At 60.6% G+C, this 21,499-nt stretch carries 21 protein-coding genes; 11 read left to right on the top strand and 10 right to left on the bottom strand.

Annotated elements, in window-relative coordinates; translation table 11 throughout:
- Positions 1–79 precede the first annotated feature (79 nt).
- Positions 80–1,675 (bottom strand): malate synthase A, encoded by a 1,596-nt coding sequence (aceB, locus tag ACSQ83_RS12535; RefSeq protein ID WP_436228324.1) that lies wholly within the window; start codon positions 1,673–1,675, stop codon positions 80–82.
- 61 nt (positions 1,676–1,736) lie between these two features.
- Entirely contained in the window at positions 1,737–2,516 is a 780-nt protein-coding gene (locus ACSQ83_RS12530; protein WP_436228323.1) for a haloacid dehalogenase type II, read from the bottom strand.
- Positions 2,517–2,653: 137 nt separating this feature from the next.
- Between ACSQ83_RS12530 and ACSQ83_RS12525 the strand changes: the two genes are divergently transcribed.
- Both ACSQ83_RS12525 and ACSQ83_RS12520 read left to right on the top strand, forming a co-directional pair.
- A complete protein-coding gene (locus ACSQ83_RS12525; protein WP_414948324.1) occupies positions 2,654–3,556 on the top strand; it encodes a LysR family transcriptional regulator in 903 nt (300 codons plus the stop codon).
- A gap of 71 nt (positions 3,557–3,627) precedes the next feature.
- Complete coding sequence (locus ACSQ83_RS12520; protein WP_414948325.1) at positions 3,628–4,062, top strand: universal stress protein; 435 nt, start codon at positions 3,628–3,630, stop codon at positions 4,060–4,062.
- Positions 4,063–4,084: 22 nt separating this feature from the next.
- On the opposite strand, the gene ACSQ83_RS12515 is transcribed toward ACSQ83_RS12520, so the two are convergent.
- On the bottom strand, positions 4,085–4,963 hold the full coding sequence (locus tag ACSQ83_RS12515) for a LysR substrate-binding domain-containing protein (RefSeq protein ID WP_436228322.1): 879 nt from the start codon (positions 4,961–4,963) through the stop codon (positions 4,085–4,087).
- Positions 4,964–5,096: 133 nt separating this feature from the next.
- On the opposite strand from ACSQ83_RS12515, the gene ACSQ83_RS12510 reads away from it, so the two are divergent.
- Positions 5,097–5,672 carry a nuclear transport factor 2 family protein gene (locus ACSQ83_RS12510; protein ID WP_436228321.1) on the top strand — a complete coding sequence of 192 codons (576 nt, stop codon included), beginning with the start codon at positions 5,097–5,099 and terminating at the stop codon, positions 5,670–5,672.
- A gap of 61 nt (positions 5,673–5,733) precedes the next feature.
- Complete coding sequence (locus ACSQ83_RS12505; RefSeq protein WP_436228320.1) at positions 5,734–6,549, top strand: alpha/beta fold hydrolase; 816 nt, start codon at positions 5,734–5,736, stop codon at positions 6,547–6,549.
- Positions 6,550–6,657: 108 nt separating this feature from the next.
- Here the strand turns inward: ACSQ83_RS12505 and aceA are convergent, their stop codons facing one another.
- From aceA to ACSQ83_RS12490, 3 genes are all read right to left on the bottom strand, one after another.
- On the bottom strand, positions 6,658–7,962 hold the full coding sequence (gene aceA, locus ACSQ83_RS12500) for an isocitrate lyase (RefSeq protein WP_414948329.1): 1,305 nt from the start codon (positions 7,960–7,962) through the stop codon (positions 6,658–6,660).
- 381 nt (positions 7,963–8,343) lie between these two features.
- Complete coding sequence (locus tag ACSQ83_RS12495; RefSeq protein WP_436228319.1) at positions 8,344–10,023, bottom strand: DEAD/DEAH box helicase; 1,680 nt, start codon at positions 10,021–10,023, stop codon at positions 8,344–8,346.
- 518 nt (positions 10,024–10,541) lie between these two features.
- Positions 10,542–10,820: an acyl-CoA-binding protein gene (locus ACSQ83_RS12490; RefSeq protein ID WP_436228318.1), complete on the bottom strand. Its 279-nt coding sequence runs from the start codon at positions 10,818–10,820 to the stop codon at positions 10,542–10,544.
- A 197-nt stretch (positions 10,821–11,017) separates the two neighbouring features.
- On the opposite strand from ACSQ83_RS12490, the gene tsaB reads away from it, so the two are divergent.
- Genes tsaB through ACSQ83_RS12470 form a run of 4 tightly spaced genes read left to right on the top strand, consistent with a single transcriptional unit; the run spans position 11,018 to position 14,322 of the window.
- Positions 11,018–11,911: a tRNA (adenosine(37)-N6)-threonylcarbamoyltransferase complex dimerization subunit type 1 TsaB gene (gene tsaB, locus ACSQ83_RS12485; RefSeq protein WP_436228317.1), complete on the top strand. Its 894-nt coding sequence runs from the start codon at positions 11,018–11,020 to the stop codon at positions 11,909–11,911.
- On the top strand, positions 11,908–12,402 hold the full coding sequence (rimI, locus tag ACSQ83_RS12480; protein ID WP_414948333.1) for a ribosomal protein S18-alanine N-acetyltransferase: 495 nt from the start codon (positions 11,908–11,910) through the stop codon (positions 12,400–12,402). The genes tsaB and rimI overlap by 4 nt, the downstream gene beginning before the upstream one ends.
- Positions 12,389–13,369 (top strand): uracil-DNA glycosylase, encoded by a 981-nt coding sequence (locus ACSQ83_RS12475; RefSeq protein WP_436228316.1) that lies wholly within the window; start codon positions 12,389–12,391, stop codon positions 13,367–13,369. Before rimI ends, ACSQ83_RS12475 begins: the two co-directional genes overlap by 14 nt.
- Positions 13,366–14,322, top strand: coding sequence for a DUF1853 family protein (locus tag ACSQ83_RS12470; protein WP_436228315.1), 957 nt, complete (start codon positions 13,366–13,368; stop codon positions 14,320–14,322). The genes ACSQ83_RS12475 and ACSQ83_RS12470 overlap by 4 nt, the downstream gene beginning before the upstream one ends.
- A gap of 30 nt (positions 14,323–14,352) precedes the next feature.
- Here ACSQ83_RS12470 and thiD read toward each other — a convergent pair whose 3' ends face one another.
- The 4 genes from thiD to lplT all read right to left on the bottom strand — a co-directional run bounded on the left by thiD (position 14,353) and on the right by lplT (position 18,055).
- Complete coding sequence (gene thiD / locus ACSQ83_RS12465) at positions 14,353–15,159, bottom strand: bifunctional hydroxymethylpyrimidine kinase/phosphomethylpyrimidine kinase (RefSeq protein ID WP_414948336.1); 807 nt, start codon at positions 15,157–15,159, stop codon at positions 14,353–14,355.
- Between the two features lie 15 nt (positions 15,160–15,174).
- Complete coding sequence (thiE, locus tag ACSQ83_RS12460) at positions 15,175–15,801, bottom strand: thiamine phosphate synthase (protein WP_436228314.1); 627 nt, start codon at positions 15,799–15,801, stop codon at positions 15,175–15,177.
- Positions 15,801–16,616, bottom strand: a complete 816-nt coding sequence (gene thiM / locus ACSQ83_RS12455) for a hydroxyethylthiazole kinase (RefSeq protein ID WP_436228340.1) — start codon at positions 16,614–16,616, stop codon at positions 15,801–15,803. Before thiM ends, thiE begins: the two co-directional genes overlap by 1 nt.
- 131 nt (positions 16,617–16,747) lie before the next feature.
- Positions 16,748–18,055, bottom strand: a complete 1,308-nt coding sequence (lplT, locus tag ACSQ83_RS12450; protein ID WP_414948338.1) for a lysophospholipid transporter LplT — start codon at positions 18,053–18,055, stop codon at positions 16,748–16,750.
- A 525-nt stretch (positions 18,056–18,580) separates the two neighbouring features.
- Between lplT and alr the strand changes: the two genes are divergently transcribed.
- The 3 genes from alr (at position 18,581) to ACSQ83_RS12435 (ending at position 21,485) form a co-directional block, all read left to right on the top strand.
- Positions 18,581–19,651: an alanine racemase gene (gene alr, locus ACSQ83_RS12445; protein ID WP_414948339.1), complete on the top strand. Its 1,071-nt coding sequence runs from the start codon at positions 18,581–18,583 to the stop codon at positions 19,649–19,651.
- 43 nt (positions 19,652–19,694) lie between these two features.
- Positions 19,695–21,083, top strand: a complete 1,389-nt coding sequence (radA, locus tag ACSQ83_RS12440; RefSeq protein ID WP_436228313.1) for a DNA repair protein RadA — start codon at positions 19,695–19,697, stop codon at positions 21,081–21,083.
- Positions 21,084–21,221: 138 nt separating this feature from the next.
- Positions 21,222–21,485 (top strand): DUF2866 domain-containing protein, encoded by a 264-nt coding sequence (locus ACSQ83_RS12435; RefSeq protein ID WP_213763131.1) that lies wholly within the window; start codon positions 21,222–21,224, stop codon positions 21,483–21,485.
- Positions 21,486–21,499: the final 14 nt, after the last annotated feature.

Genomic DNA, 21,499 nt, shown 5'->3' with positions numbered 1-21,499 from the left:
TGGTTCATCTCCAATATAAAAGCCGCCCTGAGTTTCCAGAGCGGCTTTGTTTTGCAGAAGAGAAGACCTGCGTTAAGGCTTAAATCTCTTCATAAAGCGGCAACGTCAAAAACTCGGCGAACGTATCCGATGTCGACATCGCTTCGAAGATCGCCGCTGCCCGATCATATGGCGCGGTGTCGCCGGAGACGACCGCCTTCACCTTCACCAATTCTTCCTGCGTGAACGCGCGGACCATTTCAGCGGTCACCTTGCGGCCATCGTCGAGCTTGCCTTTCGGTGAGCGAATCCATTGCCACACTTGCGAGCGCGAAATTTCCGCTGTTGCCGCGTCTTCCATCAGGTTGTGGATCGGCACGCAACCATTGCCCGCAAGCCACGAACCAAGATAGTGGATGCCCACGTTGATATTGCCGCGCACGCCGCCTTCGGTAATGGGATCTTCAGGACGGAAATCGAGCAGACCGGTTGCTGTCACTTGCACGTCGTCGCGTTGCTTCGCGATCTGGTTTGGTTTGTCGCCGAGCACTTTCACAAACTCTTCCATCGCGATTGGCACGAGGCCCGGATGTGCGACCCAACCGCCGTCGTAACCGTCACTCGCATCGCGCGCCTTGTCCGAGCGCACGCCGCCCATGGCCTTGTCGTTGGCTTCGGCGTCGCCCTTGATCGGAATCAACGCGCTCATGCCGCCAATCGCCGGAGCTTGTCGACGGTGACATGTCTTCAATAATTGCAGTGCATAAGCGCGCATGAACGGCACGGTCATCGTGATCTTCGAGCGATCGGCGAGGCAGAAATCGGCGTCGTTCTTGAACTTCTTGATTGCGGAAAAGATGTAGTCCCAACGGCCGGCGTTAAGCCCCGACGAATGCTCGCGCAACTCGTACAGGATCTCGTCCATTTCGAACGCGGCCAAGATGGTTTCGATAAGAACCGTCGCCCGAATCGATCCGCGCGGTACGCCCACCATCTCCTGCGCCGCGACGAAAATCTCGTTCCACAAACGCGCTTCGAGATGGCTTTCCAGCTTCGGCAGATAGAAGTACGGACCGGCGCCGCGAGCCAGTTGCTCCTTCGCGTTGTGGAACAGGAACAGCGCGAAATCGAAGATGCCGCCGGACACACGCTGACCATCGACGGTCACGTGCTTTTCATCGAGATGCCAGCCGCGCGGACGGACGATCAGCGTCGCGGTTTTATCGTTGAGCTTGTATGACTTGCCCTTCTGTTCAAGCGAAATCGTGCCGCGTACCGCTTCCTTCAGGTTGATATGCCCGGTCAACTGGTTGTCCCAGTTCGGCGTGTTCGAATCCTCGAAGTCCGTCATGTACGAATCCGCGCCGGAGTTCAGCGCGTTGATGATCATCTTGCGTTCGACCGGCCCGGTGATCTCCACACGGCGGCGTTCGAGCGCCTTGGGCAAAGGGGCGATGGTCCAGCCGGCATCGCGGATGGATTGCGTTTCGCTCAGGAAATCCGGGCGTTCGCCTGCATCCAGCCGCTTCGTGCGTTCGGCGCGCGCCGCAAGCAAAGCCTGACGACGCGGCTCAAATGCGCGGTGAAGGGTTGCCACCAGCTCCAGCGCCTCGGGGGTCAGGATGGTCTCGTAGCCGGGTTTTATCTCGGCCGTGATGGTCATGCCCTGTGGCACGTGGGTGAGCGTGTTCGCCATGTTCTACATCTCCTTGGTCGGTCAGACGGTTTTTGCGTGCTGGGTGAATCGGTGAAATCGATTAGTTGGTGGGACCGCGTGACATGCGCTTTGAAAGATCGAATGTCGTGGCGTGCTGATGCTGGGGGCAGCCTGCATCGATGAAAGCAAGCAGGTCAGTCATATCGCGTCCCGTGCCGCGCGGCAGGACGCCGAGTTGTTCCGCGGGGAGTGCCATCCGGTTGAGCCAGAAGGTGGCGTAGCCAAACCACGTCGCGCCGGTCACGTCCCAGCCATTCGACGATACAAACACGATCTCCGATGCCGCCACGCCGATCGCTTGCGTTCCGAGCGCATAGGCAGCATGAGCGGGTTTGTAGGCCCGCACGGCGTCAACTGATAGGACGTGATCGAAGAGACCCGACATGCCGGCGCTTTTCACCGCGATGTCCAGCATCTGCGGATTACCGTTCGACAAGATCGCGAGTTTCAAATCCGGGCGTTTGCGTAGCGTTTTCAGTGCGGCAACCGTGTCGGGAAACGCCGCGAGGCAGGCGTATTCGTCCATCAGGCGCTTTTCCGCAGCCGGGGTGAGCGCAAGGTCGAGTTTCAGGCGCGCGGCGGCGTAGCGAAGCGCGTCGAGCGTGATTGCCCAGAACGGCTCGTAACGGGCGCCGGCGGGATCGGAAAGCGTGCGCAACTGCGTATATTCGATCTGCTTTTGGCGCCACAACTGCGAAAGCGCATCGCCTTGGCCGGGGAATAACTGCTCGGCGGCCGCCACGACCGAATGCACGTCGAACAGCGTGCCGTAGGCATCGAAGATGACTGCACGAGGAGGCGAAATCGATGTCGGTGACATGGCGGGTGCTCCAATAGGTTAGGTCGTCGACTATTCTATTAGTGCGCCAGAACGACCGGAAGATGCATCCAGATCACTTGATCTTTGACTTTTTCGCGCCTAATCTGGGTACCCAGTCATTCAAACACCGCACGTCTATGGACCGATTCAAGCAAATCGAAACGTTCGTGGCCGTCGTCGCGAAGGGAAGCCTTTCCGCTGCAGCACTGGCCGAGGACGTCGCGCCGGCTGTGATCGGCCGGCGGCTGGACGCGCTGGAAGAGCGGCTCGGCGTGAAACTGCTCGTGCGCACCACGCGTCGGCTGACGCTTACCTTCGAAGGATCGGCGTTTCTGGAGGATTGCCAGCGGGTGATTCACGACATGCAGAGCGCGGAGGCGAGCGTGTCGGCGGGCGGGGTGAAGGCGAGCGGACATCTGCGGGTGTCTGCGCCAGCGGGTTTCGGCAGGCGTCATGTTGCAGCGCTAGTGCCAGTTTTCACGTCGATGCATCCGGATGTATCGATCACGCTCGATCTCACGGACCGCATGGTCGACCTGGTCAATGAAGGTTTCGATTGCGCCGTGCGGCTTGGCGAGTTGCCGGATTCTTCGCTGGTGTCGTTGAAGCTGGGTGAGAACCGGCGGGTTTGCGTGGCGTCGCCTGAATATTTGCGTGTGCGCGGTGCGCCCGCCGATCTCGACGCGCTCGCGCAGCACAACTGCCTGCCGCTCGGGGCGAGCTCGAATCAGCAGCGCGGCTGGGTGTTCCAGAAAGACGGCAAGGTCGTGCAGATGCGCGTTTCCGGCACCATGGAATGCTCGGACGGCGCTGTGCTGCATGAGTGGTGTCTCGCCGGATATGGGCTGGCGTGGCGCTCATGGTGGGAAGTCGGCGATGACATCGCTCAAGGGCGGCTTGTCAGCGTGCTCGATGCTTTCGCCGCACCGCCTATCGGGATTCACGCCGTGTTTCCGCAGCGCCGGCATTTGCCGCTGAGAGTGCGCCTGTTTCTCGACCTGCTCAAACACACGTTCGGCGCGCCGGGATATTGGGGCTGAATTGCCGGCTGCCTGTCCTGATTCAGTTACTACAATGAAAGTGCACGATGGCCACTGCCGAGGAGTCGACCATGTTCAAGCACATTCTGGTTCCGACGGACGGATCGGTCCTTTCGCAAAAAGCGATTGATGGCGCGATCGATCTCGCCCAGTCGGTGGGCGCGCGAATTACGGCCTACGCTTGCTTGCCGCTGTATCCGTATTCCCCTTTCGCCGATGTCGCCGTCGAGCCGCCCGGGGATTTTCATGAACGCGCCGAGCGTGAAGCACGGGAGCATCTTGGGGCTGTCGAAACGGCTGCTGCCGCTGTTGGTGTTTCCTGCAATTCGGTCACTAGCGTTGAATCCGCGCCTTATATCGGCATTATCGATATTGCGGAACGTGATGGCTGCGATGTGATTTTCATGGCATCACACGGAAGGAGGGGTTTGGGGAGTTTGCTGATCGGCAGCGAGACCCAACGGGTTTTGACTCACACCAAGATTCCGGTGATTGTTTATCGATGAAAGGGCTGCCATTGCTGGCTGATCAGCCTTGCGAGGTACCGCGCGCCAGCCCCAAAAAAGCGAGCACTGCGCCGCTGGTTTCATTGGCCCGGCTGAACAGCAGCAGATCCGCCGACATGTCGGTCTCGGCAATCGGCCGATAGACCAGGTTCGGGATAGTGACCCGGTCAAGTGGCGCGGGTACCAGTGCCACTCCCAGTCCGGCCGCCGCCAGAGCGAGCACGCTCAACGTGCTGGAGACGCGATGGACTACGTTCGTCGCTTTAATGACGTGCTGTTGCAGCAGCGGAAACGCGTCGTCGCCAACCGCATACAGGATGAGCGTTTCCGTCGCGAGTGACTTGATGGAAACGCGCTTCTTTTTTGCAAGCGGATGGTCGGCCGTCATGGCTACCATAAACGGCCACGTGCCGATCTTTTCGGTGACAAGCCGGGGATCGGAAATGGAGTCGAGACTCGGGCTATATCCCACATCGAGATGGCCGGCAAGGATGGCTTCGCCCTGCAAATGCGGCGCCATTTCTATGATTTGCAACTGAGCTTCCGGATAGCCCCGATGAAAAACGCGCAAGTTGTCGGCCAGCTTGCCGGTCAGGACAGCGTTTCCCGCGAAGCCCACCTTGACGCTGCCGATTTCGCCTCTCAATGACCGTTGGACAACGCTCTTGGCGTGTTCCGCCTGAGCAAGCGTCCGACGCGCTTCGATCAGCAGGAGCGCGCCCGCTTCGGTCAATTCCACACGACGGCTGGTGCGCACGAACAGGGGGCCGCCCATGTCTTCTTCCAGGGCGCGAATTTGCATGCTCAAAGCAGGCTGCACGATATGTAGCCGCTGCGCCGCGCGGCCAAAATGCTTTTCTTCCGCGACGGCGACGAAATAGCGCAGGTGACGCAAGTCCATTCCAGCTCCGGTATCACTTAAACTGATCGATCGATCATATCAATCTATTTAACTTTATAGATGATCGGCGCGACACTCTTATCCATCAACTGGAAATCGAACAATGTCAGTTGAAATAAAAGGGGAACTGAACATGAAAACGTATTGGGAAGACCGGCTTAGCATTGCGGACCTGATGACGGGCTGGATTCATCGCGATCTCGCGCAGTGGGATAGCTTGCGCGAACTGTTTCATCCCGACGGCACGATCGAGATAACGTGGTTCGAGGGTCTCTTCAGCGACTTTGTCGATGGCTCCATACGAATGGGCGCGTCCGACCTTCGCACCAAGCATTTCGTCGCAGGGCCGGTGGTGAGCTTTCAGGGCGATAAGGCCATTGTGGAAACTAACGCGATTATTGTCGGCGAGAATGTTCGGCTTGGCCTCGGCTGCAGCTCGCACAACCGTTTTTACGATCGTGTCGAAAAGCGCAACGGCGTATGGAAGATCGTGAAGCGTCAAAGCGTGTATGACATGGGCTCATTCACTTTTCCGCGTGGCGTGGTCGACATCGATACTGAGCGCGTTGAACGATATCCGCGTGAATACGCACCGCTTGCTTATTTGCTTGAAGTAAGCGGCTTCCCGGTGCAAAAGACGTTTGCCACGAAAGGCAGCGAACTTGAGCGAACCATGAAGGAAGAAGGGCAGGCCTGGCTGCTTGGCTGACGGACTTGAAGTCTGCTACGCACACACCAGGTTGCGGAAATTAATTCAGGAGTTTTAATCAATGAAAAAATCAGGCGTGGTGCACACTGAAGATGCGGACATAGCGTACGACTGCGAAGGTCAGGGTCCCTTGTTGCTTTTGATCGTCGGCGGCAATGGCGACAGTCGCCGCTATGTCGCGCTATCGGCCCTGATGGCCGGCGCATACACCGTGGTCAGATACGACCGGCGCGCGAATTTCCGCAGTACCGGCGACACCACGGCCGATCTCGATCTGGCGCAACAAGCCCGTGATGCGGCGGCATTGATCCACGCGATGGACGCGGGGCCGGCCTACGTGTTCGGCAATAGCGCCGGCGCGAATATCGCGATCAAACTCACTGAAGATCACCCGGAAGTGGTCAAGGCGCTGATTGCCCATGAACCGCCTATCGCCGGCATTCTGGCCGATGCCGTCGAGCACGCGGCTATCGCGAACGACATACACGAAACGTTCCTTACCCAAGGCGCCGGACCGGCGATGAAGAAATTCGCGAGTTCCATGGTCGGCATGGATCGCGGGGCCGCCGCGCCCCCGGATCAGGGCGAAAACATGGACCGTTTCTTGGCCCATGAATTCTTGAGCATCAGCAGCTATGTTCCCGATCTCAACCGCATTCGCCTCAGCGGCGTGCCGGTGGCGACTGCCGTCGGGCGTGCAAGCGGCGACGCCTATTACGTACAAACGGCGCGGGCAATGGCCGAGAAGTTGGGCTGCGCTTGCGTAGAGATGTCCGGCAATCACGTCGCCTTTGCTGTCCATCCCGGCGTCTTTGCCGCGGAGCTGAGCGAGATTCTTGAGGGCTTCCGGGCGCAATCGGCGACGACCGCGGACTGATTCCCGCAGCGACTCTGCCAGCGCAAAAAGGGCATACGGCTTGTGGCCGTATGCCCTTCAAGTTCTCAAACCAGTCTCACCCTGAGTTGCAGCTTGAGTTGCGGCCTTTTAGGCGACTTTCTCTTCGAAGAACTGTTCATCTTCGGTAGAACCGTGCAACGCAGTCGTCGATGCGTCTTTTTCAACCGCTTGCGTCACGGCATCGAAGTAACCCGTTCCCACTTCCCGCTGATGCTTCACTGCGGTGAAACCCTTCTCAGCCGCCGCGAACTCCGCTTCCTGCATTTCGACGAACGCGCTCATCTGGTTGCGCGCATAGCCGTGCGCCAGATTGAACATCGAATAATTTAGCGCATGGAAACCGGCCAGCGTGATGAACTGGAACTTGTAGCCCATCGCGCCGAGTTCTTTCTGGAATTTGGCGATGGTCGCATCGTCCAGGTTCTTCTTCCAGTTGAACGACGGCGAGCAGTTATATGAAAGCAGCTTGCCGGGGAATTCGCGATGAATCGCTTCAGCAAACTTCTTCGCGTACGCCAGATCAGGCTTGCCGGTTTCGCACCAGATCATGTCAGCATACGGCGCGTAGGCGAGACCACGCGAAACAGCTTGTTCGAGGCCCGGCTTCGTGCGGAAGAAACCTTCCACGGTGCGCTCGCCGGTCAGGAACGGGCGATCGTTTTCATCGACATCGGATGTCACCAGATCCGCCGCTTCCGCATCGGTGCGGGCGAGCAGGATGGTTTTTGTACCGGAAACATCGGCCGCGAGACGCGCAGCCGTGAGTTTCGCGATGTTTTCACGCGTCGGCACCAGCACCTTGCCGCCCATGTGCCCACATTTTTTCACCGATGCCAATTGATCCTCGAAGTGCACGCCCGCCGCGCCTGCTTCGATCATCGCCTTCATCAGTTCGAATGCATTCAGCACGCCGCCGAAACCGGCTTCCGCGTCGGCCACGATCGGCTGGAAGAAGTCGAGATAGCCTTCATCGCCCGGATTTTTGCCTTCCGACCACTGGATCTGATCGGCGCGCGTCAGCGTGTTGTTGATGCGCTTGACCACCAGCGGCACCGAATTCGCCGGATACAGCGACTGGTCGGGATACATTTCACCCGCAACGTTCGCGTCGCCCGCCACTTGCCAACCGGACAAATAGATCGCCTTCAACCCGGCCTTGACCTGTTGCATGGCCTGGTTGCCGGTCAGCGCGCCGAGCGCATTGACGAACGGCTCTTCATGAATCGATGCCCACAGCTTCTCCGCGCCACGTTTCGCCAGCGTGTGTTCAACCGGCACCGAACCGCGCAGCCGCACGACGTCGTCGGCGGTATAGCTGCGCTTGATGCCCTTCCAGCGCGGATCCGTGTCCCATTGTTTCTGGAGTTCCTGAGCTTGTTGTTGGCGCGACATGGCGTTTCTCCTTTGATTACCTGACTGATGACTAATGGTGGGTCGTCTGGTTGAGCAGCCGGCAAGTCTTGGTGCTTCTGGTTGCTCAACTCTTATATAAGAGTCTAGGGAAAGGAGAGGCGGGAGGCCAGCCACGTATTGAAATTCAAGAATATAAATTATCGTTAATAATCAATTGTTTAAACTTTATATTCCACGATATAAAACGATCTTTCCTATACTGAGACGCTCGAGCTTGTGCCATGCACCAACGATTTCGCGCCACAAGACCCCTTTCCGCATTGTGAAATTGAGGGCGTGGGCGAAAAAAAACCGACGCGCGAGGCATCGGTTCTTTTTTTGCTGGCGCACGCGAGAAGCGCGCGCTGCATTCTTTACGATTTAGCTGCCGCGACGCGGAGCGCGCGGGCCGTCGTTGCGACGGGCTGCATAACCGTCACGCGAACCGCCACCGAAGCCCGAGCCACCGTCACGCGATCCACCGCCGCTACGATAACCGTCACGCGAACCACCGTCGCGTGAATCGCGAGCACCGCCGGCGCTTGCCGGCTTGTTGCCCCAGCCGCCCGGCTTGGCCGAACCACCGTTGCCAGCACCGCCGCTTCCGAAACGACGACCTGCGCCGCCTGCACCAGCGCCACCGCCCGGACGGCCACGGCCGCCAAAGCCAGGACGACCGCCGCCACCGCCGGCCGGAGCCGAACGACGCGGTTCGAAACCAGCAATTACGCTGACATTCAGCGGCAAGCGCACGAAACGCTCGATGCGCTTCAGCGCGCCTTGCTCAGCGTGATGCACGAGGCTGATTGCCGTGCCCGTACGGCCAGCACGGCCCGTACGACCGATACGGTGAACGTAGTCTTCCGCGAACTTCGGCAGATCGTAGTTGAACACGTGCGTGATGCCGGGGATATCGATACCGCGAGCGGCCACATCGGTCGCGACCAGCACGCGCACCTTGCGCTCGCGCAGTGCACGAATCGTGCGGTTACGCGCGCCTTGCGGCAAATCGCCGTGCAGGGCAGCCGATTCAAAACCAGCGTCCGACAAACGGATAGCCAGTTGGTCAGCGTCGTTCTTGGTTGCCGTGAAAACGATAGCCTGATCGAGGCCAGCGTCGCGCAACAGATGGTCGAGCAGACGATCCTTGTGATCGCGGTCATCGACGTAATGCACGGTTTGCGCAATGTTGTTCTGCGCTTCGAGCTTCTGAATGATCTCGATGCGTTCCGGGTTCTTCAACAGGCGGCCGGTCAGCGAGCTGATCTTGCCGTCGATGGTCGCCGAGAACAGCAGCGTCTGACGCGTGGCCGGCGTAGCGGCGACAATGGTTTCGATATCGTCGATGAAACCCATGTCCAGCATGCGGTCAGCTTCGTCCAGCACGAGGATTTGCAGTTGCGACAGGTCAATACGGCCGCGTTCCAGGTGGTCGAGCAGACGACCCGGCGTAGCAACCAGGATTTCCGGGTTCTTCGCGAGCAGCATCAATTGCTGGCCATACGCGACACCGCCGAGAATGCTGACCGTGCGCAACCGGCGCAGATGCTTGCCGTACGTGGTCGCAGCTGCAGTAACCTGCATCGCGAGTTCGCGGGTCGGCGTCAGGACGAGCATGGTCGGACGAGCGACCGGCTGGGTACGGCGAGCCGGGCGGGCGTTCGGGTCATGCGGTTCACGCGGAGCCGAAGCCTTGGCTTTTTCGAGCTGTGAGAAACGTTCGATAGCCGGCAGCATGAATGCTGCGGTCTTGCCCGAACCGGTCGGGCTGGAAACCAGCAAGTCGCGGCCGGCGAGCGCTGCGGGAATCGCGCGCTGCTGAACCGGCGTTGGCACTTGATAGCCGGAAGCTGTCAGGGCAACAATGATCTCAGGCGACAGGCCGAGCGATTCGAAGCTCGGGCCGGTCTGCACAGCGATAGCAGCGGCGACGGGCGCAACTGAAGAAATAGGGGCGGGGATAGCAGGCGAAACAGATGCTGCCGGCGCGGCGGGTGCGTCTTCACCGAGTGCCAGTGCAGCGATGGAGTCCAGCGGGCTATGGGTGTTGCTCGAAGTCATGTCGATCCTTGAAACGGGGAATAAGGCGTGTGGCGCCAATCGGCATACCCAAGTCGTCAGATTCAGCGAGCAAAGAAGCAGCGAGCAAATCGAAAAACGGGGGCAGCTCGCAACAATAAAGGCGAGCTTTTCGTTAGAAGCTGTATCGGATTCGACAGGCCGAGGCGGCTTTGTCGTCAGCCTGATGCATGATCGGCCGAGAAAGGCCTAGCAGGGAGGGGACAGTTTCTAAACTGGATTGGAGCAAAACGCTACGAGGCGCCGCGCTGCGTGGGTTGAACAGCTAATGAATCGATAAAAAGCATCAATTCACCCGGTCACAGTGAAGCGCAGGCAAGAGTATAGCGGCAATTGTTGCGCTGCGCCAGATTTTAAGACAGTTTGATTCATCTAACTAACAGTTAGTGGGCGGCGGGGAATTTCGCTTGGCTGTCATAGCGCCTACATCTTGATGAAAGCGTTGCAAGGCGCTTAGTCGCCGGATGGTGGAAGCCGTCCGGCGATTAAGTCCTTCGGTCTTACGCCGATGCGCCGCTTTTCAACGATTCCACCAGCCCGATGTATTGCTGCTTCGCGGTGTCCTGCGGCATGCCCGCGAGCGCGGTCCAAGCGTCGTATTTGTATTTGCCGGCGATATCGGCGAAACCCGGCTTGTCGCCTTGCACATCGCCTACGCTTGCTTGCTTGTAAAGCGCGTAGAGGCGCAGCAGCGTCAGGTTACCCGGACGTTCGGGCAATTCCCTGACGTCTGCCTGGGCAAGCGCAAATTGCGCGTCGAGTTCGTTGATTCCGCTCATTCGGTTCTCCGGACATGCTGGTTGAGGACCGCCGATCATAGCAAGCGGGTTGGGCGAGGTTGTCGAGGGTTTCTTCCAGAAATCCCGGGCGAGGAGGCGCAGTAAGCACGGGGCGGCCATTGTCTCCGTGGCGCAGAACGACTCGCGGCTACTCGGTTCCCGCAGTTCACTTTACTTCACGCATTACAATAGCGGCCATGACACGCACTGTTTTGCTCGCCCTCGATACCTCGACCGAATTCTGCTCAGTCGCGCTGCTGATCGCCGACCCGGCGGCCGCTGCCGGGTCCCATGCCGCGCCATCGGCCTATGAAAGCGCGCCTCATTATTCTGCGGGTGAGGTTCACGTCTGGTTCAGTCATGAATTGACGGGACCGGTTTCCAGCACGCGTCTGCTGCCCGCGATCCGCGAATTATTCGATACCGCCGGCCTGAAGCTGCAGGAAAGCACCGCGATCGCGTTCGGCGCCGGGCCGGGTTCATTTACCGGTTTGCGCACGGCGACCGGCGTCGCGCAGGGGCTGGCGTACGGGCTGAGCGTGCCGGTGGTGCCGATCAGCACCTTGCTCGCGTGCGCGGAGTTCGCGCGCTTGCACGAGCCATCGGCGACGCGCGTGCTCGCCGCGCTCGACGCCCGCATGAACGAGGCGTACTGGGCGGATTTCCGCTGGGACCCAGCGACGGGATCGGCGGGAGAGTGGGCCACGATCCAGGCAGCATCGCTTGATCTGCCAGAGGCTATCGTCCGGCCGGACGAGCCGTTCACGCTGGCGGGCAATGCAGCGGCGGCTTTCGGCGAACGGTTGGCCATGCCGGCTGCCCCGGCGTGCCGTATCGATTTCGATGCGCTGCCGCACGCGTTGCCCGTGGCGCTTGCCGGATTACGCGCGCTGCGTGCCGGCCGGACGGTCGCGCCGGACCAGGCCGCGCCGGAGTACGTGCGTAACAAGGTCGCGCAGACCACCGCCGAGCGCATGGATGCGCGTGCCGCCAAAGACGCCGCTGCAGTTGCTGCAGGAGAGCAAGCCAATCGGGTCAATCAAGCCGACCCCGCCGCTCCAGTCGTTCCAGCGACGGAGCCTCTACGGTGAGCGGCGTGTTGATGGCGGATCGTTATCTGTCGTCGATGACGGAAGCCGATCTCGATGAGGTCGCTGCCATCGAGAAGCTCGCTTATGAATTCCCGTGGACCCGTGGCAATTTCCAGGATTCGCTGCGCAACGGCTATTTCGGCGTGTGCCTGCGTCATGTCACCGGGACGTTGCTGGGGTATTGCGTGCTCATGCCAGTCGTCGATGAAATGCATTTGCTGAACCTGTGCGTGGCGCCCCAGGCGCAACACGCCGGCGCCGGGCTCACGTTGCTGCGCGAAGCGGTGCGCATCTCGCGGCATCAGAAACTCGATGGCGTGCTGCTGGAAGTGCGGCCGTCGAATCCACGCGCCATCCAGCTATACGAGCGCTTTGGTTTTGCGACCATCGGGCGGCGCAAAAACTATTACCCCGCGCGGCATCGGTCGCGCGAGGATGCACTCGTCATGCGTCTGACGTTTTCAAAGGAGGCCGTGGATGGCGCTGCATAAGTCGATGCTCGAAGAGTTCGGGCTGGGAACGGTCTGGGTGAGGCGGGGGGCCGTGTCGGAATCGCCGGATGCGTCCGCAGCCGTGTCTTCCGATCGTAAAGCTGCGCTCGAGGTGCATCGGTCGGCTTCGCCCACGCCGGTCGAAGCAGCGCACGCGCCGGCGGCCCGGAAAGCTGATCCTGTCGATACGCTCACCGCACTCGATGCCGCTCTCTCCGCTGCGCAAGCGAGCGAGGGCAACGCGCGTCAAGCGCCGTCGGCAAAGATCGATTCCTCTCGTATCGATACCGCCGAGCCGCCCGTCTTCGATGACCTCCCCTGGCTCGACGATGTAGCTCCGCAAGCGCTCGCCACTTCAGAAACTATCGACGACACCGCCGCCGATATCGCGACCCTCGACTGGGACACGCTGGCTGCTCGCGTCGCCGTGTGCGAACGCTGCCGTTTGTGCGAGCGTCGCACGAATTCGGTGTTCGGCGTCGGTGACCGGGAAGCGGACTGGATGTTGATCGGCGAAGCACCGGGCGAGAACGAGGACAAGCTGGGTGAACCGTTTGTTGGTCAAGCGGGCAAGTTGCTCGACAGCATGCTGCACGCGGTGGCGTTATCGCGTGAAGACAACGTGTTCATTGCAAACGTGATCAAGTGCCGCCCGCCCGGTAACCGCAATCCTGAACTCGATGAAGTCGCGCGTTGCGAGCCGTATCTCAAGCGCCAGGTCGAACTCGTTAAACCCAAGCTGATTGTTGCGCTCGGGCGATTTGCTGCGCAGAGTTTGCTCAAGACGGAAGCGAGCATTGCGACGCTGCGGGGACGGGTGCACGACTATCAAGGTGTGCCGGTGATCGTCACGTATCACCCAGCCTATTTGCTGCGCAGTCTCCCCGATAAAGCCAAGGCGTGGGCCGACCTGTGTCTCGCCCAAGCGACTTATCGCAAGTCGCTGCAGGCGGCAGACGGCCAGTGACGGCTGCCGCCGAGATCACGGCATTCCACGATCCCGCTGTAAGGGATCTCGCGTGGCTGCTGTTCTCGCCGGACTTGCTGAGCACTTCGCACGCGGGCGCGCCGCTCGCGCGGCCAGCCGCAACGGAGAATGAGCGCGATGCCGTGTTGGCCTGGCTCATCGCGCTCGATCGCGACTCTGGAGAACTTCACGCGCAGGTTCACAAACCATCGCTCACGCGGCTCGGCTTTTACGCCGAAGCGTTACTCGATTACTTTCTGACGCATGGCCCATACGCGCGGCTTATCGCGGCGAATATCCCATTGCGTACGGCAGGACTTACGCTCGGTGAAGTCGATTTCCTGCTGGAGAACGGAAAGGGCGAACGGCTGCACTGGGAGCTCGCGGTGAAGTTTTATCTGCACATCGGCGAAGGTGAGGGGGCTTCTACGTTGGCTCATTACGTCGGGCCTAATCTGCAGGATCGCTTCGACCTGAAGCATGCGCGGCTCTTGAATCATCAACTGGGTTTGAGCGCACGCGATGAGTTCGCATCGCTCGGATTCGAGGGGCCGTGGCGCGCCGAGTTGTTCGTCAAAGGGCGCTTATTTTATCGCGATGACGATGTCGCTCCTTGCTCAGTATCCGATGCAGCACCCGAGCTTGCCGCAGATCATCTGCGAGGGTGGTGGAAGACGGCATCGGAATGGCATGCTTCGAAAAAGGACGGGCTTTTCGCTTCGTTGCCGAGGTTGGGATGGATGGCAGAACGAACGTTATTGGCGCAAGAGGGCGAGGCGCTGGTTGAGCAGACGGCGGTGCTGTCCGAGCGCATTGCGACGCTGTCTTCACCGATCATGGTTGCGCGCTACGAACATTCCGATAGCGCAACCGGCGATGCCTGGCGCGAACATTCACGCGGTTTCATCGTGCCCGATGAATGGCCGGAGCGCGCCGCGGAATTTGCGGGTTAAGTCTCACCGCCGAGCCCGGCACAGCGCCCCTCACCACCACCTGAAAAAATGATGCACCGGGCCCACTCCGTGCCCAACATCAAGCCGCGCGCTCTGCTCGATCGCGCCGGTCAGATAGAGCTTGGCATCGGTGGTGGCGGCAGTCAGAGAGTTGCGTTGGGGCAGCAGCGCCGCAATCGATGACGACAACGTGCACCCCGTCCCGTGCGTGTTCTTCACCGGCACGCGCGGTCCGCCAACGCGCAGCGCGCCGCTTTCCTCGATCAGCCAGTCGGGGCTATCGGCGGAACTCAGATGGCCGCCTTTCATCAGCACTGCCCGCGCGCCCAATGCTCGCAGCGCTTCGCCCTGGCGCACCATCGCGTCTTCATCTTCGGCCGATGCCACGTTCAGCAACGCAGCCGCCTCCGGCAAGTTCGGCGTGACGAGCGTCGCGAGCGGCAGCAGTTCGTCGCGCAACGCGGCCACTGCCTCCGGCGCGAGCAAAGCATGATGGCTCTTGGAAATCATCACGGTATCAAGCACCACATGTTCAGGCCGATATCGACGCAACGCCGCCGCTACCGCGCGTACCACATCGGCATTGGCAAGCATGCCGATCTTCACGGCATCGATGCGGATATCGTCGAAAACAGCGTCTAGCTGAGCGGTGACAAACGATGCGTCGGGCGTATGGATGGCCGTCACGCCCCGCGTGTTCTGCGCGGTGAGGGCCGTGATAACGGACAAACCATACGCGCCGAGTGCCGAGAACGCCTTGAGGTCGGCCTGGATGCCAGCGCCGCCGCCGGAATCGGAACCGGCAATGGTGAGGACGTTGGGGATTGATTGGGTCATGGTATTCAGGAGGACTCAGGTGGATGCCAGCAATCGTTGCGCGGCGAGCCGTGGGTCGACGGCGGTGCAGATCGCCGATACCACTGCGATCCCGCCCGGCCGCGCGCGTTTGACATCGGCGGCGTTGTGCAACTGGATTCCGCCGATAGCCACCGTCGGGTGAACAGAACGCGCACACAGTACGGCGAGGCCATCGATACCGCATGCCGCCGATGCGTCCGGCTTGGTGGGGGTATCGAATACAGGTCCCACGCCGACGTAATCGATCATGGCGCCCAGCGTGTTGGCGTGATCGACCTGCTCATCGTTCGATACCGACAGCCCGATCAGCGCCCGCGCTCCAAGCAGCTTCCTGGCGACATCCGGCGGCAAGTCGTTCTGGCCGATATGCACGCCATCGGCGCCGGCCGCAAGCGCGACATCTACATGGTCATTAATGATGAGCGGCACGCCGTACCGGCGCGTCAGCGGCAGCAGGTCGGACGCAAGCTCGAGCCATGCGCGTTTATGCCACTCTGGCGCGCGTAGTTGCACGGTCGTGACGCCGCCGTCGAGCGCGGCTCGAGTGACTTCAAGCGCACGCGCGTGACCGCCGCATTGCACGGGATCGAGGACGAGATACAACGAAAGATCGAGCTTCATCACACGTCGTGCGCGACGTCGCGCGATACGAGCGTGGCGGCGAACAGGTTTGCATCGAGCGATGCCAGCCGGTCGAGATACGCAACCGCGAAACTGCCCGGCAACGCAGCGTCGCGCGATGCCAGTTCGCCCGCGATGCTCGAATAGGCGATAGCGGCGACCGTCGCGGCCCAGCGTTCGTCGTTATCGGCAACACCGACAAACGCCGCGACCGTCGCTGACAACGCACAGCCCACACCGGTCACGCGCGTCATCAACGGCGATCCATTCGATAACGAAACCGTCCGGCGGCCGTCGGTGACGTAATCGGTTTGACCCGTGACAGCGACGATGGCGCCTGTATTCAGCGCGAGAAGTTGGGCTGCGTCGAGCGCGGCTTCGGCCAGCGCGGTGCTGTCGACGCCACGTGCACTCGATTCACCGCCCGACAAGCTGATGATCTCCGACGCGTTGCCGCGAATCACGCTCGGATGTGCATCGAGCAGATCGAACGCGAACGCCGTGCGAAAACTCAGCGGGCCGACCGCCACGGGATCGAGCACCCATGGTTTATGCGCGCGATTAGCAGCTTCGACGGCCGCGCGGATCGCCTTGCTTTGCGGCAAGTCGAGCGTGCCGAGATTCACCGATACCGCGTTGACCAGCGGCACGAATTCGCCCACTTCCTCGCGGGCGATGACCATGGCGGGCGCGGCGCCCAGCGCGAGCAGCACGTTCGCCGTGAAGTTCGTGACAACGAGATTCGTCAGGCAGTGGACGAGCGGCGCGCGTTCGCGCACGCGCACGGCGAACGAAAAGAGATCGGCGGCAAGCATGGCAGGGTGTAAAGAAAATGGTGACAAGCGGGATTATCGCGCGCCGGGCGGTTGAATGCCCGGAGGCGTTTCAGACTTTGGGTTTGGCCATGAGCAAACGAGACGCCACGGTCGCCGTTCAAAGCCACCGCTCAATGACGCGATTCACCGATCAGCGCGACTGAGTCGAAGGCCCGCTGATTGGCCTGATGCCGTCGCATGACGAAGTACATCATCAGGCAGACGAAGGTGCCGAACAGCACGATCACGAATTGAATCGGGACGTCGAGCCAGACGAGGACCGCGTACAGGCACAACATCACGAGCACCGAGAGATTCTCGTTGAAATTCTGTACCGCGATGGAGTGACCCGCCGACAACAGCACGTGGCCGCGATGCTGCAGCAGCGCATTCATCGGCACCACGAAAAAGCCCGACAAGCCGCCGACGATCATCAGGAAGATATACGCGACGATCAGGTAACCCGGAACGTGCATGCGGCCGAAATAGATGCCCCAATGCACCGGAAACAGATGCTTCGAATAGAACGCGAGCAGCATCACTGCAATGCCCATCATGATGCCGACCGGCAGCACCGAGAGCGACTTCTTCAGCGGCACGCGGGCGGCCGCGAGGATAGCGCCGACCGCGACGCCGACCGCGATGATCGCCTGCAAGATGGCGGCCTCCGACAACGACATGCCAAGCGACACTTCCGCCCATTTCAGCACGATGAACTGCAGCGTCGCGCCTGCGCCCCAGAACAGCGTGGTCACGGCGAGCGAGATCTGGCCGAGCTTGTCGTGCCAGAGCGCGTTGAAACAATCGGCGAAATCGGTGATCAGTTTGAGCGGACGATGTTCCTGCTTCGGATAACGCGCGCCGGTGTCTGGAATCCGCAGGTTGAAAAGGGCCGCGACAATGTACATGAGCACGATCACGAGCATGGCGGCTTCGGCGGGGGTATCGACCTTCGGGATATGCCACTGAAGAATGTGCGAGGCAATGTGCGGACTGATCAACGCACCGCCCATGACCGTGCCGAGGATGATCGACCCTACCGTGGTGCCCTCGATCCAGCCGTTCGCCGCGACCAGACGGTCGGCGGGCAACAGCTCGGTGAGAATGCCGTATTTCGCCGGCGAATACGCCGCGGCGCCGAATCCGACAATGCCGTAGGCGAGCAACGGATGCGCACCGACCAGCATGGTCAGGCAGCCAACGACCTTGATCGAGTTGGTGACGAACATCACGTGGCCCTTCGGTCTCGAGTCTGCGAAGGCACCGACGAAAGCAGCCAGAACAACGTATGACAGCACAAAGAACAGCTTGAGCAGCGGTGTCATCCAGTTCGGGGCGTGAAGATCTTTCAGCAGTGCGATCGCAGCGATCAGAAGGGCGTTGTCGGCCAGCGACGAGAAAAACTGCGCGGCCATGATGGTGTAAAAACCTTTTTTCATCTGATCCGATGCTAGTCCGCACTGCGGGTAATCCGCCCCGTTCGCACACGGCGCGCTCGTCGCTCGCGTCCGGCTTCGCGCACGGGCTCCCGATCAGGCAATTTCTGTTCGAAATGGGTTGTGTGCACGGCTTTATAACACGAAAATAGGCGCATTCTGCCTAGCAGTAACCTGCATGACAATTCGCAGACGTTCGGGCCGGAACGTCACCGGTCTGCAAGGCGCCTATAAGGTATTGATTCGGGTACTGATTCAGCTATTGAGCCGCTACATCGGCTATTTTCGGATTTATCACCGCGCGCACGGTCTCTTGTTAAACGGCCATTCTATGCAATGATTGTCGTTGGCACATCTACCCCGGGTTGTTCCGCCATGCTTCCAGGCGATCATCAATAGGGCACGATCGACTGCTGCCATAATGACGTCGGCGCAATGATGTTTGCGCAGAGGTTCAGACATCGTCAAGCTGTGACCGCTCTCGCGTAATCACCTGCTCATCACCTGCTTTTTTCCAACCAAACTTCCATGCCGCGCCCGATATCCGCCACGATCCACACCGCTGCACTCGCCAGCAATCTCGCTGTCGCACGCCGTCACGCGCCGAAATCCAAGATATGGGCTGTGGTCAAGGCCAATGCATATGGCCATGGCGTGGCGCGAGCGTTCCCCGGATTGCGCGCAACAGACGGTTTTGGCCTGCTCGACCTCGAAGAAGCGGTCAAGTTGCGCGAGTTGGGCTGGGCCGGTCCTATTTTGTTGCTGGAAGGTTTTTTCCGTCCGACGGATATCGATGTGATTGATCGATACAGCCTGACGACCGCCGTGCATTGCGATGAACAGTTGCGGATGCTGGAAATGGCGCGGTTGTCGAAGCCAGTCAATATCCAGTTGAAGATGAACAGCGGCATGAACCGGCTCGGTTATACGCCGGAGCGTTTCCGGGCAGCGTGGGAACGCGCGCGGGCAGTGCAGGGCGTTGGCCAGATCACGCTGATGACCCATTTCTCCGATGCCGACGGCCCGCGTGGCATCGATCATCAACTCGAAGCGTTCGAACGCGGTGCCGAAGGCATTGCCGGCGCGCGCAGCCTCGCCAATTCCGCAGCCACGCTGTGGCATGCAGGTTCGCATTTCGACTGGGTGCGGCCGGGCATCATTTTGTACGGCGCTTCGCCGTCGGGCAAAACGGCTGATATCGCCAGCACGGGATTGAAGCCCGCCATGACGCTCGCGTCCGAGCTGATCGGCGTGCAGACCGTGGCGGCGGGGCACTCGGTTGGCTACGGTTCGGTGTTCTCGGCCACAGGTCCTATGCGGATCGGCGTAGTGGCGTGCGGTTATGCGGACGGTTATCCTCGAGTGGCGCCCGAAGGCACGCCGGTTATTGTCGATGGCGTGCTGACGCGGATCGTCGGCCGGGTATCCATGGACATGCTGACGGTGGACCTGACCCCGATCCCAACTGCCGGGATCGGTGCGCCGGTGGAGTTGTGGGGCACGAAATTGCCGATCGATGACGTCGCGGCTGCGTGCGGCACGATCGGGTATGAGTTGATGTGCGCAGTCTCGCCGCGTGTGCCCATGCGTGCGGAATAGAGCGGGTTGTTCGACCAGATAACGACGGAATTCAGGAAGGCGAGTGGCGAAAGTAGCGAAGGTCAAGACACTGTACGTATGTAGCGACTGCGGCGGCCAGGCGCCGAAATGGCAAGGTCAATGTCCAGCCTGCGGAGCGTGGAACACGCTGGTCGAGTCGGTGGCGGAGTCGCCCTCGGCGCATCGCTTTCAAGCGCTCGCGAAGACCTCGCCGGTGCAGCGCTTGTCCGAGATCGAAGCGTCGGACGTGCCGCGCTTTACCACGGGTATCGGCGAATTCGACCGAGTGCTGGGCGGCGGTCTGGTGGCCGGCGGCGTGGTGCTGATCGGCGGCGATCCTGGCATCGGGAAATCCACGCTGCTGCTGCAATCGCTGGCGGAAATTGCGCGTGAGCGGCCCGCGCTTTATATCAGCGGTGAAGAGTCCGGCGCGCAGATCGCGTTGCGAGCGCAGCGGCTTGGCTTGCTCGGCGATTCCGGGAATGCAGCGCCTGATTTGCGCTTGCTGGCGGAAATCCAGCTTGAGCGGATTCAGGCGACTATCGATACAGAGCGGCCGGAAGTGGCGGTCATCGATTCAATTCAAACCGTCTATTCCGAAGCGCTGACCTCCGCGCCGGGCTCGGTTGCGCAAGTGCGCGAATGCGCGGCGCAGCTCACGCGGATCGCGAAGCAGACGGGCACCGCCATCATCATGGTCGGGCACGTGACGAAGGAAGGCAATCTCGCCGGGCCGCGCGTGCTTGAACATATCGTCGACACCGTGCTGTATTTCGAAGGCGATACCCACTCATCGTTTCGCCTCGTGCGCGCGTTCAAGAACCGCTTCGGCGCGGTGAACGAGCTTGGCGTGTTTGCGATGACCGAGCGCGGTTTGCGCGGTGTGGCGAATCCATCGGCGCTGTTTTTATCGCAGCATGAGCAGAGCGTGCCGGGTTCGTGCGTGCTGGTGACGCAAGAAGGCTCGCGGCCGTTATTGGTGGAAGTGCAGGCGCTGGTCGATACCGCGCATGTCCCGAATCCGCGTAGGCTCGCCGTAGGGCTGGAGCAGAACCGGCTCGCGTTGCTGCTGGCCGTGTTGCATCGGCATGCGGGCATTGCGTGCTTCGATCAGGACGTGTTCCTGAACGCGGTGGGCGGTGTGAAGATCACGGAGCCCGCTGCCGATTTGGCTGTGTTGCTCGCGATTCATTCATCAATGCGTAACAAGGCGCTGCCGAAGGGCCTGATCGTGTTCGGCGAAGTGGGGCTGGCGGGTGAAATCAGGCCGTCGCCACGAGGTCAGGATCGCTTGAAAGAGGCCGCGAAACTGGGCTTTTCAATCGCGCTGATTCCAAAGGCGAACGCGCCGAAGCAACCTATCGATGGGCTGGAAGTGATCGCAGTCGATCGGATTGAAGAAGCGATCGATCGCGTGCGATCACTGGCTTAAGGCTGCCTGGCATCCGTCCCTTAGTAATGTCGTGTAAAAAACCGCGGGGTTCCTGTAACCCACGCGGGGCGTCGTTTTTCTATGCTTGTATCGCGACAAACCCGGATACGAGCGCAAAAAGGAAAAAGGAACCACGCCTTGAAACACGCAGATCAAACCTTGTCTCGCCCAACCTTCCATCTGCGCGGTTGCCGTGTGTCCGCGCCCATTCAGCAGCCATGGGGCGGTGGATGCCGGATCGTCGAGTGGATCGACGCTGAAGGGCAAATATCGCGTCGTGTGGTGGCCGAAGACGTGACGGAAGACGAGGTCGTGGCGACCATTCGGCGACACGTAAAGGGACGCAAGCACGTACTGGTCGATGACGAAGGCATGCCGCGGCAAACGCTGCCCCGGCGCTAGAGGGCGCTACGGCT

The organism is Caballeronia sp. LjRoot29 (genome assembly GCF_964252755.1).
GTDB lineage: Bacteria > Pseudomonadota > Gammaproteobacteria > Burkholderiales > Burkholderiaceae > Caballeronia.
This window is presented reverse-complemented; position numbering and strand designations above follow the sequence as displayed.